The organism is Marinoscillum luteum (assembly GCF_044005705.1).
GTDB lineage: Bacteria > Bacteroidota > Bacteroidia > Cytophagales > Cyclobacteriaceae > Marinoscillum > Marinoscillum luteum.
Window position 1 is genome coordinate 22,963 of sequence record NZ_JBIPKE010000017.1, and the last position, 12,233, is coordinate 35,195.

Sequence of the window (12,233 nt, forward strand, 5' to 3'; positions counted from 1 at the left end):
TTGCGCTTGTAAAAATTGAGTCATGATTGAAGAAAAGCTGAACTACAAAGTAAAAGACATTAACCTGGCCGAATATGGCCGGAACGAAATAAGGTTGGCAGAGGCTGAAATGCCTGGTCTGATGGCCTTACGAGAAGAATACGGACCTTCAAAAATACTGAAGGGAGCCCGCATAGCAGGTTGTTTGCATATGACCATACAAACGGCCGTTTTGATAGAAACCCTCGTGGAGTTGGGAGCTGAAGTATCCTGGTCTTCATGTAATATATTTTCAACACAAGATCACGCCGCTGCGGCGATTGCTAAGGCTGGTGTGCCGGTATTTGCATGGAAAGGCCTCAATGAGGAGGAATTTGACTGGTGCATAGAGCAAACACTATTCGCGTTTGAGGGTGGTAAGCCTCTGAACATGATTTTGGATGATGGTGGAGACCTTACCAATATGGTTTTGGATAGATACCCTGAGTTGGTAGAAGGGATCAATGGCCTTTCTGAAGAGACTACCACTGGTGTCCATAGGCTTTATGAGCGCATGAGAAAAGGGACACTACCAATGCCTGCTATCAACGTAAACGATTCGGTTACCAAGTCGAAGTTTGATAACAAATATGGCTGTAAGGAGTCTTTGGTAGATGCGATCAGAAGAGCTACAGACATCATGCTGGCGGGTAAAGTAGCCGTGGTTGCCGGGTATGGCGATGTAGGGAAAGGCTCAGCAGCTTCGTTGCGTGGTGCTGGAGTGAGAGTGATCGTGACTGAAATAGACCCAATCTGTGCGCTGCAGGCAGCGATGGACGGCTATGAAGTAAAGAGAATGGTGGATGCTGTGCCTAGAGCAGATATTATTGTTACTGCCACTGGTAACAAAGACATCATCCGCGGAGAGCATTTTAAACTCATGCATGACAAAACGATCGTTTGCAACATCGGCCATTTTGACAATGAGATTGATGTAGCCTGGTTGAATGGAAACTACGGAAGTACCAAGGTGGAGATTAAGCCTCAGGTAGATTTGTATAATATTGATGGTAAGGAAATCATTCTTCTGGCAGAAGGCAGACTGGTGAATCTCGGATGCGCTACCGGACACCCTTCTTTTGTGATGAGTAATTCATTCACCAACCAGACACTGGCTCAGATAGAGCTGTGGACCAACGTGAAGAATTATGAAAATGCCGTTTATACGCTTCCTAAGCATTTGGACGAGAAAGTAGCAGCGCTTCACCTTGCCAAAATAGGAGTGGAGCTTGAAACCCTATCTCAGGAGCAGGCAGAGTACATTGGAGTGACAGTGGCCGGGCCATTTAAACCGGATACTTACCGATATTAATCGCTCAACTTTAAATACCTTAGAAGGCGGCTTTTCTTAGTGGAAGGCCGCCTTTTTTATGCCATGAAAATACTCTTCACCACATGCCAGGGCGGAGTAGCCGGATCTACCCATTCTATTTATTATCTCGTTAGAGGCCTTGTCCAAAAAGGGCATGAGGTTCATCTGGCCTGTAGGAGGGGCTCTTTACTTTGGGATTTGGTCCAGAGACTGGGAAGTGTTGAATGTCATGATGTGCCTTTTGCGTCCTATATGGATTTGGGCTCAGTCCGGGCAGTTGGTCGCATCGTCAGAAAGCATCAGATCGACCTCATCAATGCACAGGGCGGGAAAGACCGCAACCTCACCATCCTTGCTAAGTGGGCATTCGCATTGGATGTGAAAATTGTTTTCACCAGAAGGCAAAGGCCACGAAATGAGCCGTGGATCAAACGATGGTTTCATACGGCCGGGACTTCAGGTATTGTGATGGTAAGCAAAGGATTGAGAGATATTTTTTTGGCGAAAGGCTATAGTGAAGCTCACCTGAAAGTAATATTCAACGGCGTTCCAGAGGATCTTTTGCTGAATGTAAAGAAGGAAAACGTGGAGGAGCTCAGGAGGGTACATGGCCTGACCGGTAAGGTCATTTGTTGTATCAGTAGGAAAAAACTGCAAGGAGAAATCATTAGCGCACTGAAATACCTTCCGGAGGATTACAGTATTTTGTTTGTAGGAATTAATGAGGGCGATTTTGCCGAATGGCTAGCCAGGGAAAGCCCTAAACAACGCATCCTATTTACAGGCGTGGTGAGCCATGAGGAGGCACTTCATTACCTGCAGTTGGCCGATGTGAAGGTGTTGCCCTCTCATATGGATGGGTTCGGCCTGGCACTGGTAGAGGCCATGCTCAGCAGGGTTCCGGTGATTGGTTCCAGATTCGGTGGGATTCCCGATCTTATACAAGATGGAGTGAATGGTTTCCTTTTTAACAATGGGGACTCTCAGGATTTGGCTGTGAAAATTCAGCGGCTGGCGGAGGATGAGGCTTTGCGAGAGCAATTTGTGAATAGGGCCTATAAAGATGCCATTGAAAAGTTTTTAGTAGAAAGAACAGTCACAGAGTATGAAGCGTACTTTACGGAGCTTATTGGCTAATGCTTTATTTTTTGAAGTTGATGAAGCTTCTTGTATTTTAAATATTTCTCCATCATAGCCAGTCTGATGATTTGCCAGCCGTGTCGGCCGTCTAAAAAACCAGCCTTAAAAAGATAACTTTTCACAAAGGAAGTGATGGGGCTCAGGATCATGCGGGCAAGTGCAAATTTTCTATTGCTGCCAAAGTATGTGGTGGCACTGATCTCTGCATACTTTTTGACCTGCCTTTGATGCTCCTGGAGCGTTGAAAAAGTGAAATGAAGCAGGTCCCCTTTAAGTTTTTTAGGTTTAATCCCTTTCCTTGGAAAAACCCTGTCATGCGGATTGCTCCCACCCCAGTGCGCCTCATGCTTATTCCATAACCGCACTTTCCAATCGGGGTACCAGTCACCATGTCTTATCCACTTCCCACAATAGAACGATAGCCTGTTGAGTAAATAGGCCTGGTCCGGGAACCCCAGATCTTTTTCATGAAGTATACTGCCTGCCAGTTCCTCACTGAGGGCTTCGTCACCATCCAGTGAAAGCACATGATCGTATTGCGCCAGGGCGAGGACATGATTTTTCTGATCAATTTGGTTTAAGTAAGCTTTTTGCTCAAAACGTACACCGAGGCTTCTGCAAATGTCTGGTGTACGATCCGTAGAGAACGAATCAAGGATCACCACTTCATCAGATACTTGCTGCAAACTCCGAATGCAACGCTCGATGTTTGGGGCTTCGTTGTAGGTAATGATGATGGTGGAGAGCTTCATTTTATTCCTTTCAGAAATCCAGAGGGTACGTCGGGTCGTAAATACAGAGAACGCAAATTAATGAGTACCGAGGTAACTCCGTTTTGTTGGGTAAATAAGTTCATTCTTATTTAGAATAAGTATAAACTATTTGAAGAGTGTAATCGTAAAAAGGTGTAGGTACATTGAAATGACCTTAAACAAATTGGTGTAGAGTTCGATTTTATTATTAGGCAAACAGAGGAGACTAAAGAAATGAGCGAGGAACAAGTAATCAGGCGTAAGTATTCCGATAAAGAACGAAAAAACATTTTCGACAATGAGTTTCTGCCTCATTTAGATGCTATGTACAATTTCGCCTACAGGCTCACCTTCGACCAGGACGATGCAAAAGACCTGGTTCAGGATACTTTCATGAAGGCATATCGGTTTATCAACTCTTTTCAGCAAGGCACCAATGCCAAGGCGTGGCTGTATAGAATTCTCAAAAATAGCTTCATCAATGATTTCAGAAAGCGGAGTAAACAACCTGCCAAAGTAGATTATCAGGAAGTAGAGAACTTCTACAATTCGGAAGATGTTGATGAAAGCAGAACAGTAGACCTGAGGATAGATGCGGTGAAGGATATGATCGGGGATGAGGTGTCCAATGCGCTCAATGCATTGGCCGTTGATTTCCGGACGGTAATTATTCTCTGCGATCTGGAGGGGTTTACTTATGAGGAAATGGCGAAGATTCTGGACATTCCGATAGGTACTGTGAGGTCCAGATTGCACAGGGCCAGAAACCTTCTGAAGGAGAAACTGAAGTCATATGCCTTAACAATGGGCTACAAATAATATTTATTTATTTAGTTTGTGAAATAATTGCATCACCATGTCAGACAACTCTGAGAAGAAAGGATCGAATGATTGTAATGAGTTTGCGAAATGCCTCCAGTATCTCCATCTAATGTTGGACAATGAAGCCACTGAGGAGCAGGAGATTTATCTGAAAAACCATATTCATAAGTGCATGGTTTGCTTCGAGCAGTACGAAGTAGAGAAACAAATCAGAGAACTATTGCGAAGTAAACTTACCAATCAAAAAGTACCGGCTGACCTGGCGCAAGCTATAAGAAATAAAGTTTTTCAATCAGCCTGATCATATGAGCCGAGGCAAGGCAGTAATTTTCTGCGCACCATCAGGTGCCGGTAAGACCACCATTGTAAAGCATCTCATCGAGACCATTCCCAATTTGAAATTTTCGATTTCCGCGACTACACGTGCCAAAAGGGCTGGTGTGGAAGAAGACGGAAAAGATTATTATTTCCTTTCGCAGGCAGACTTTCGCAAGAAGCTTGAGGCAGGAGAGCTGTATGAGTGGCAGGAGGTGTACCCCGGGGTATTCTACGGTACGCTCAAAGCTGAGGTAGAGCGTCTTTGGGCAGAAGGTCATCATGTAATTTTTGATGTGGATGTCATTGGAGGGGTCAATCTGAAGGAAGCACTTGGAGACAGGGCACTATCTGTTTTCGTAAATGCTGAAAGTGTGGATGTGCTTCGCGAGCGTTTGGAGAAGAGACAAACAGAAACCAAAGAATCGTTGGAGCGTAGGGTCGGCAAAGCAGAGGCTGAAATGCAATACGCTGAGAAATTCGATTATGAGCTGATCAATAGAGATTTGAAGACCGCTTTCAGGGAAGCTGAGCAGGTTGTAAATGATTTCCTCAAATGAAAGTTGGACTCTTTTTCGGATCTTTCAATCCTATCCATGTTGGGCATTTGATTATTGCCAATGTGGCTCATCAGTCCACGGAGCTGGATCAGGTGTGGTTTATCGTATCACCTCAAAATCCATTCAAAAAAAATAAGAACCTCTTACACGAGTTTGATCGATATGATTTGGTACAAGCCGCCATTGAGGATGACTACCATTTCAGGGTGAATGATGTGGAGTTTCAGATGCCCAGGCCCAGCTACACAGTGGACACCCTGGCCGTATTGACTGAAAAGCATCCCGATCATAGCTTTACTCTGATCATCGGGGAGGATAACCTGGGCTCGTTCACCAAGTGGAAGAATCATCAAGTAATTTTAGATCACTATGGGCTGATTGTTTACCCCAGGCCCAATGCTCAGAAATCAGATTTGACGGAGCATGCAAATGTGCGGTTGATAGAAGCGCCGGAGATGGACATATCGGCTACCCTTATCAGGAAAATGATAAGAGCAAACCGATCTATCAAATATTTGGTACCAGCACGTGTGGAAGAAATAATTCAGGCACGTAAACTGTTTATTTGACCGTCAATTTAGAGGGTCATTATATCCTTCTCCTTCAGCTCCAGTAGGTCATCCAGCTTTTTGGTGTGGAGATCTGTGATCTTCTGCACTTCCTCTTCAGCTCCTTTTATGGCATCTTCAGAGGCTCCGTCTTTTAAGAGCTTCTTGAGCGAATCCATTACCTCTTTGCGCACATTTCGCACACTGATTTTGCCGTTTTCAGTCTCTGATTTGGCTTGCTTCACCAATGAGATTCTGCGCTCTTCGGTAAGGGGCGGTATGTTGATCCTGATTAATTCACCGTCATTCTGAGGGTTGAAACCAAGGTTAGAATTGATGATGGCTTTTTCTATTTCAGGGATCATCTTCTTTTCCCAGGGCTTAATACTCAAAGTTCTGGCATCCGGTGTGGTCACTGAGGCTACTTGCTGTAGCGGAGTGCTTGCTCCGTAATATTCCACAGTGATTCCATCCAGCATGTTAGGCATGGCCTTACCAGCTCTTATTTTGGCCAGTTCGGAGTTGCAGTGGCTCACTGCTTTGTCCATCATTTCTTGTGAGTGATCTAAATAAAAGTCGATTTCCTCCATTGTGTTAATTGATTAAAGTACCCACCTCTTTTCCATCTATGATATCAAATAGATTTCCAGGCTTATTCATGTCAAATACGATAATTGGGAGATTGTTTTCCATGCAAAGGGTAAAAGCCGTCATGTCCATGATGCTCAGTCCTTTTTCGTAGGCCTCCTGAAAAGACACGTGAGTGTATTTGGTCGCGGTAGGATCTTTCTCAGGGTCAGCCGTGTAGACTCCATCAACGCGTGTGCCCTTTAGTACCACGTCAGCTTCAGTTTCGATGGCCCGAAGACTGGCAGTAGAGTCAGTGGTGAAGTAGGGGTTACCTATACCAGCGCCAAAGATGACAATCCTGTTTTTCTCCAAATGTCGAATCGCTCTTCGTCGGATGAAAGGCTCACATACCTGTTCCATTTTCAGTCCTGACATCAGTCGGGTGTACATTCCGTGCTTTTCCAGCGTACTTTGCAGCGCCATGGCGTTGATGACAGTGGCCAGCATACCCATGTAGTCTCCCTGTACCCTGTCTATTCCTGACTTCTCTCCATCCACTCCTCTGAAGATGTTTCCTCCTCCAATCACTATGGCCAGTTCAAGGCCTTTTTCATGGACTCGTTTGATTTCCATAGCATATTGTTCCAGTCTGTTGGGGTCTATGCCATGTTGATTTTCTCCCATGAGGGCTTCGCCGCTAAGTTTGAGGAGTATCCTTTTATATTTCATGCAGGGCTATATAATTGTTTGTTGATTAAAATTTCACAAAAGTATAAAGATTACCATATCAAGCGCCCATGATCCTTAAAAAGATACCAGAACTTGATTTTTTTCCACGTTTTGACCTTTTCCAATGTGTATTTTCTGAATCGTGGCATTCACAGGAGATTTAATGATGTTCTCCATTTTCATGGCTTCCAGGATTAGAATGGTATCTCCTTCCTGAATCTCCTGACCCTCAGATACCGCTATATCGATGATGGTGCCTGGCATTGGAGCATTGATTTCATTGATTACCTCGTTGGTGATCACGTCCATTCCCAGGTCTTCCAGGATTTGGGCAATGTGATCTTTGGTGCTTACGCTGAATTCCTCTCCATTAATATTTAAGGTCAAGGTGCTGTCATGTGACTCCACTACCGAGATCTGATAGACGTGTTGATTTTGGTAAAGGAGAAATTCATTAGAAGACTTCTTGTGTAGGCTATAAGATGTTTCTTCGCCATTGATGAATGCCCCCCCTTCACGTTCCGCAATTTGAAACTCATTGCGCCCATTTACTTCTACTTTTAGTTTCATATCGGTCATATCATTTTCCAGGCCACTATAATAATGAAAATCAATGAACCTGGGCTGCGAAAAAGGGCCTCGGAAGGTTAAAAACATGCTTTGAAAAAATGATTCCAGATTTAACGGTAAAAATTTGATTAAAATAAAAAAGCGTATAATTTTGCATTCCCTTTTTCAAGGAGAACCGAAAAAGGGGAGTACTTTGATAGAGTATAAATGTTAGTTGGGGGGATACCAAAGCGGCCAACTGGGACGGACTGTAAATCCGTTGACTTATGTCTTCGAAGGTTCGAATCCTTCTCCCCCCACAAAATGTTAAAAAGCGGGTGTAGCTCAGTTGGTAGAGCGACAGCCTTCCAAGCTGTAGGTCGCCGGTTCGAACCTGGTCACCCGCTCGAATTATCAACCTTTTGAAATTCCCAAAGCCGATGTAGCTCAGGGGTAGAGTGCTTCCTTGGTAAGGAAGAGGTCACGGGTTCAAATCCCGTCATTGGCTCTTGTATCCTCAAGGGGAACACCATTTGGTTGGTGATATTTGGAATATTTTATTTTGACTTATTTATTTAATATTTAAACCGAGGATTATCAGACATGGCTAAAGCAACCTTTGATCGTTCAAAACCGCACGTTAATATCGGTACTATTGGTCACGTTGACCATGGTAAAACCACATTAACTGCTGCTATTTCTTCTGTACTTGCCTCAAAAGGCCTTGCAGAAATGAAAGACTTTTCTTCAATTGACAATGCACCTGAAGAAAAAGAAAGAGGTATTACTATTAATACTTCACACATTGAGTATCAGACAGAAAAAAGACACTACGCGCACGTGGATTGTCCTGGTCACGCTGACTATGTTAAGAACATGGTTACTGGTGCGGCCCAGATGGACGGAGCTATCATTGTGGTAGCAGCGACTGACGGTCCTATGCCACAGACAAGAGAGCACATCCTTCTTTCTCGTCAGGTAGGTGTTCCTGCTTTGGTTGTTTTCATGAACAAAGTGGATTTGGTTGATGATCCTGAGCTTCTTGAGCTTGTGGAAATGGAAATCAGAGAGCTTCTTTCTGATTATGATTTCCCAGGTGATGACATTCCAGTTATCCAGGGTTCTGCTCTTGGTGCACTTAACGGTGAGCCTAAGTGGGTAGAAAAAGTAGAAGAACTGATGAATGCAGTGGATGAGTTTATTCCACTTCCTCCTAGAGCAGTTGATAAAGAATTCTTGATGCCTGTAGAGGATGTATTCTCAATCACTGGTCGTGGTACTGTAGCTACTGGTAGAATCGAAAGAGGTGTAATCAACTCTGGAGATCCAGTTGACATCATCGGTATGGGTGCTGAAGGTCTTAAGTCTACCATCACTGGTGTGGAGATGTTCAGAAAGATATTGGACAGAGGTGAAGCTGGCGATAACGTTGGTTTGCTTTTGAGAGGTATTGAGAAGAGCGAAATCAGAAGAGGTATGATTATTTGTAAGCCTGGTTCTGTGACTCCTCACGCTAAATTTAATGCTGAGGTATACGTTCTTTCTAAAGAAGAAGGTGGTCGTCACACTCCTTTCTTCAACAAATACCGTCCTCAGTTCTACGTAAGAACAACAGACGTAACTGGTGAGATCATGCTTCCTGCGAATGTGGAAATGGTAATGCCAGGCGATAACGTAACTATCGAAGTAAATTTGATCAACCCTATCGCTCTTGAAAAAGGTCTGCGATTTGCGATCAGAGAAGGTGGTAGAACTGTTGGTTCTGGTCAGGTTACTGAGATCCTTGACTAATTGAATTTCAAAACATTGCCATCTGGAAATTAATTTCAGATGGCATTTGTTTATAAATATTGATTCATCTAACTTTGCAGTCCTTTTGGGCTGCATGGTTTTTTTACGGGTGTAGCTCAATTGGTAGAGTAGTGGTCTCCAAAACCATTGGTTGGGGGTTCGAGTCCCTCCTCCCGTGCAATCTTTAAACATAACGATGGATAAGGTAATATCTTTTTTTAAAGAGGCTTACGATGAGTTGCTTCACAAAGTAACCTGGCCTAAATACGCTGATCTGCAAAACAGTAGCATCCTCGTTTTGGTCGCTTCTTTGATTTTCGCTCTGATGATAGGGCTTTTCGACTTTGGATTCGAAAATGCCATGAAATGGTTTTATAACGAATTTTAAGGGATGTCTGAGTTCAAATGGTACGTAGTACGGGCTATTAGTGGCCGTGAGAAGAAGGTAAAGGGTTACCTGGAACAAGAGATCGCTAGAAATGGCATTGAGCAGCTGGTAACCCAGGTGCTGATTCCGTCTGAGAAAGTATACGAAATGAGAAATGGAAAGAAGCGTGTACGTGAGCGCAACTTTTTTCCAGGATATATCCTCATACAAGCTGATTTGAGCAATGGCGAGACTCAGCATATTATTACCAATACACCAGATGTTATTGGTTTTCTTGGTGAAGGTTCTACCAGCGCTTCCAAGGATCCTGTTCCACTTCGTCAAAATGAGGTGAACAGAATTTTAGGTAGAGTCGATGAAGCCGAGGAGTACGAAGAGAAACTTGATACACCTTTTATAGTGGGTGAGTCGGTAAAAGTTATGGATGGTCCATTCAGTGGCTTTACCGGTACTGTAGAAGAGGTATTTGAGGATCGAAAGAAGTTAAATGTTACAGTTAAAATTTTTGGAAGAAACACTCCTGTAGAGTTGAATTACATACAGGTAGAAAAACAAGAATAATCTAATGGCTAAAGAGATAACAGGTTATTTGAAACTCCAGGTTAGGGGAGGGGCGGCAAATCCTTCTCCTCCAGTAGGACCAGCACTTGGTTCTAAGGGACTAAATATCATGGAGTTTTGTAAACAGTTCAATGCAAGAACTCAAGATAAGCAGGGTCAATTGCTCCCGGTAGTTGTTGCGATCTATACTGACAAGTCTTTCGATTTTGTAATTAAAACACCTCCAGCTCCAATATTGATTATGGAAGCTGCTAAGTTGAAAAAAGGTTCTGCTGAGCCAAACCGTGCGAAAGTAGGTTCTATCAGCTGGGATCAGGTGAAGGAAATTGCCGAATTGAAAATGCAGGATTTGAATGCTTTTCAAATTGAAGCAGCGATGCGTCAGGTAGCTGGTACAGCAAGAAGTATGGGAGTAAGAGTTTCTGGTAAAGCGCCTTGGGCTAACTAAATAGTACAATGGGAAAGATTACGAAAAATCAGAAAAAAGCTGCAGAGCTTGTTGACGTAAATAAGGAATACTCTATCGAAGAGGCTGCTCAATTGGTAAAGGATATTACCTTTTCCAAATTCGATGCGTCTGTTGATATTGATATTAGACTGGGTGTAGACCCACGTAAAGCGGACCAGATGGTTCGTGGAGTGGTGGCTCTGCCTAACGGGATTGGCAAGGAAGTGAAGGTGCTAGTGCTTTGTACTCCAGATAAGGAGGAAGAGGCTAAGGCAGCTGGAGCGGACTATGTAGGTCTTGACGACTTCATCACCAAAATAGAAGGTGGATGGACAGCGATCGATGTGATCATCACAATGCCAACAGTAATGGCTAAAGTGGGTAAGTTAGGTAGAGTACTCGGACCAAGAGGATTGATGCCTAACCCTAAGTCAGGTACTGTAACCATGGATATTGCTCAGGCGGTAACCGAGGTAAAGGCAGGTAAGATCGACTTCAAAGTTGATAAAACAGGAATTATTCATACAAGCATTGGTAAGATCTCCTTTGATCCAGAGAAGATCATGCAAAATGCAGTAGAGATGATTCAAACTGTGGCGAAGTTGAAACCTTCTTCAGCCAAGGGTACATATTTTAAATCAATCACACTATCCAGTACGATGAGTAAGGGAATAGCTGTTGATAAAAATAGCATAGCTGGACTATAAGACGTTATGACTAGAGAAGAAAAAGCACAAGTGATTGCTGGTTTAACAGAAAAATTTCAGCAAACAGACCACTTCTACATCACTGACACATCAGGACTTACTGTTGAGCAAATCAACAAGTTCAGAGAGATGTGCTTCAAGAAAGGCGTGGAGTATAAGGTTGTGAAAAATACTTTGATCAAGAAAGCTCTTGAAAATCTTGACAATGACTATTCATCATTGGATAGTACACTTAAAGGATTCTCAGGGATCATGTTTGTGAATGAAAACGCAAACATACCTGCCAGAGTCATTAAAGACTTCAAGAAGGAAGATAAAGATCAGAGACCTAAGTTTAAGGCTGCTTCCATAGATTCAGATATTTTCATCGGTGAAGACCAGTTAGAGATTTTGAGTAAGCTCAAGTCTAAACAGGAACTTATTGGTGAGGTTATTTCATTACTTCAGTCGCCTGCTAAGAATGTTATTTCCGCTCTACAGAGTGGTCAGCATACAATAGCCGGACTGGTAAAAACACTTTCAGAAAGAGAATAAGATTTTTAACAAAATTAATTGACAATTAAAATGGCAGATTTAAAAGAATTCGCTGAGCAACTAGTAAACCTTTCAGTAAAAGAGGTAAGTGAACTAGCTACAATCCTTAAAGATGAGTATGGTATTGAGCCTGCAGCCGCAGCAGCTCCTGTAATGGTAGCTGGTGGTGGTGATGGTGGAAGTGCTGCTGAAGAAAAATCATCTTTTGATGTTGTACTTAAGTCAGCTGGTGCCGCTAAGCTTGCAGTTGTGAAACTAGTAAAAGAACTTACAGGTCTTGGACTGAAAGAAGCTAAGGAATTAGTGGACGGTGCTCCAAGTAACGTAAAAGAAGGCGTAGCTAAAGATGAAGCTGAGGCGCTGAAAAAGCAGCTTGAAGAAGCTGGTGCCGAGGTTGAGCTAAAATAATTTGATTTTCATCAACTAAGGTTTAGGCCTGGCTCCCATCCCGATATCCATCGGGATAAGGATCAGGTCTTTTCCTGTTTG

The 12,233-nt window shown here is 43.3% G+C and carries 17 protein-coding genes and 4 tRNA genes; 17 read left to right on the forward strand and 4 right to left on the reverse strand.

Going from position 1 to position 12,233, the window contains the following annotated elements; translation table 11 throughout:
* Window positions 1–22 precede the first annotated feature (22 nt).
* Window positions 23–1,330, forward strand: coding sequence for an adenosylhomocysteinase (gene ahcY / locus ACHKAR_RS11150; protein ID WP_159585217.1), 1,308 nt, complete (start codon window positions 23–25; stop codon window positions 1,328–1,330).
* Window positions 1,331–1,393: 63 nt separating this feature from the next.
* Window positions 1,394–2,467, forward strand: coding sequence for a glycosyltransferase family 4 protein (locus ACHKAR_RS11155; protein WP_395417482.1), 1,074 nt, complete (start codon window positions 1,394–1,396; stop codon window positions 2,465–2,467).
* Here ACHKAR_RS11155 and ACHKAR_RS11160 read toward each other — a convergent pair.
* Complete coding sequence (locus ACHKAR_RS11160) at window positions 2,464–3,222, reverse strand: glycosyltransferase family 2 protein (RefSeq protein WP_395417483.1); 759 nt, start codon at window positions 3,220–3,222, stop codon at window positions 2,464–2,466. The genes ACHKAR_RS11155 and ACHKAR_RS11160 overlap by 4 nt on opposite strands.
* Window positions 3,223–3,456: 234 nt before the next feature.
* On the opposite strand from ACHKAR_RS11160, the gene ACHKAR_RS11165 reads away from it, so the two are divergent.
* Genes ACHKAR_RS11165 through nadD form a run of 4 tightly spaced genes read left to right on the forward strand, consistent with a single transcriptional unit; the run spans window position 3,457 to window position 5,488 of the window.
* Window positions 3,457–4,041, forward strand: a complete 585-nt coding sequence (locus ACHKAR_RS11165; RefSeq protein WP_159585214.1) for a sigma-70 family RNA polymerase sigma factor — start codon at window positions 3,457–3,459, stop codon at window positions 4,039–4,041.
* A 37-nt stretch (window positions 4,042–4,078) separates the two neighbouring features.
* Complete coding sequence (locus tag ACHKAR_RS11170; RefSeq protein WP_159585213.1) at window positions 4,079–4,345, forward strand: anti-sigma factor; 267 nt, start codon at window positions 4,079–4,081, stop codon at window positions 4,343–4,345.
* 4 nt (window positions 4,346–4,349) lie between these two features.
* Window positions 4,350–4,919, forward strand: a complete 570-nt coding sequence (gmk, locus tag ACHKAR_RS11175; protein WP_395417484.1) for a guanylate kinase — start codon at window positions 4,350–4,352, stop codon at window positions 4,917–4,919.
* A complete protein-coding gene (nadD, locus tag ACHKAR_RS11180; RefSeq protein WP_395417485.1) occupies window positions 4,916–5,488 on the forward strand; it encodes a nicotinate (nicotinamide) nucleotide adenylyltransferase in 573 nt (190 codons plus the stop codon). Before gmk ends, nadD begins: the two co-directional genes overlap by 4 nt.
* 8 nt (window positions 5,489–5,496) lie before the next feature.
* Here the strand turns inward: nadD and frr are convergent, their stop codons facing one another.
* The 3 genes from frr to ACHKAR_RS11195 form a co-directional block, all read right to left on the reverse strand.
* Complete coding sequence (gene frr / locus ACHKAR_RS11185; protein ID WP_159585210.1) at window positions 5,497–6,057, reverse strand: ribosome recycling factor; 561 nt, start codon at window positions 6,055–6,057, stop codon at window positions 5,497–5,499.
* A gap of 4 nt (window positions 6,058–6,061) precedes the next feature.
* Window positions 6,062–6,766, reverse strand: a complete 705-nt coding sequence (gene pyrH / locus ACHKAR_RS11190; protein ID WP_159585209.1) for a UMP kinase — start codon at window positions 6,764–6,766, stop codon at window positions 6,062–6,064.
* Between the two features lie 75 nt (window positions 6,767–6,841).
* Window positions 6,842–7,423 carry a biotin/lipoyl-containing protein gene (locus ACHKAR_RS11195; RefSeq protein ID WP_221413416.1) on the reverse strand — a complete coding sequence of 194 codons (582 nt, stop codon included), beginning with the start codon at window positions 7,421–7,423 and terminating at the stop codon, window positions 6,842–6,844.
* Window positions 7,424–7,552: 129 nt separating this feature from the next.
* Here ACHKAR_RS11195 and ACHKAR_RS11200 point away from each other — a divergent pair.
* The 11 genes from ACHKAR_RS11200 to rplL all read left to right on the forward strand — a co-directional run bounded on the left by ACHKAR_RS11200 (window position 7,553) and on the right by rplL (window position 12,152).
* Window positions 7,553–7,635, forward strand: a tRNA-Tyr gene (locus ACHKAR_RS11200).
* Between the two features lie 14 nt (window positions 7,636–7,649).
* Window positions 7,650–7,722, forward strand: a tRNA-Gly gene (locus ACHKAR_RS11205).
* Window positions 7,723–7,751: 29 nt separating this feature from the next.
* Window positions 7,752–7,823: transfer RNA gene (locus tag ACHKAR_RS11210), tRNA-Thr, on the forward strand.
* A gap of 95 nt (window positions 7,824–7,918) precedes the next feature.
* Window positions 7,919–9,106 (forward strand): elongation factor Tu, encoded by a 1,188-nt coding sequence (gene tuf / locus ACHKAR_RS11215; RefSeq protein WP_159585207.1) that lies wholly within the window; start codon window positions 7,919–7,921, stop codon window positions 9,104–9,106.
* Between the two features lie 105 nt (window positions 9,107–9,211).
* Window positions 9,212–9,284 (forward strand) — tRNA-Trp (locus ACHKAR_RS11220).
* An 18-nt stretch (window positions 9,285–9,302) separates the two neighbouring features.
* On the forward strand, window positions 9,303–9,494 hold the full coding sequence (gene secE, locus ACHKAR_RS11225) for a preprotein translocase subunit SecE (RefSeq protein ID WP_159585206.1): 192 nt from the start codon (window positions 9,303–9,305) through the stop codon (window positions 9,492–9,494).
* 3 nt (window positions 9,495–9,497) lie between these two features.
* Complete coding sequence (gene nusG / locus ACHKAR_RS11230) at window positions 9,498–10,055, forward strand: transcription termination/antitermination protein NusG (protein WP_159585205.1); 558 nt, start codon at window positions 9,498–9,500, stop codon at window positions 10,053–10,055.
* Window positions 10,056–10,059: 4 nt separating this feature from the next.
* Complete coding sequence (gene rplK, locus ACHKAR_RS11235; RefSeq protein WP_159585204.1) at window positions 10,060–10,503, forward strand: 50S ribosomal protein L11; 444 nt, start codon at window positions 10,060–10,062, stop codon at window positions 10,501–10,503.
* Between the two features lie 8 nt (window positions 10,504–10,511).
* A complete protein-coding gene (gene rplA, locus ACHKAR_RS11240) occupies window positions 10,512–11,210 on the forward strand; it encodes a 50S ribosomal protein L1 (RefSeq protein WP_395417486.1) in 699 nt (232 codons plus the stop codon).
* A gap of 6 nt (window positions 11,211–11,216) precedes the next feature.
* On the forward strand, window positions 11,217–11,744 hold the full coding sequence (rplJ, locus tag ACHKAR_RS11245; RefSeq protein ID WP_159585202.1) for a 50S ribosomal protein L10: 528 nt from the start codon (window positions 11,217–11,219) through the stop codon (window positions 11,742–11,744).
* 30 nt (window positions 11,745–11,774) lie between these two features.
* Window positions 11,775–12,152 carry a 50S ribosomal protein L7/L12 gene (gene rplL, locus ACHKAR_RS11250; protein ID WP_159585201.1) on the forward strand — a complete coding sequence of 126 codons (378 nt, stop codon included), beginning with the start codon at window positions 11,775–11,777 and terminating at the stop codon, window positions 12,150–12,152.
* The last annotated feature ends 81 nt before the right edge of the window (window positions 12,153–12,233 follow it).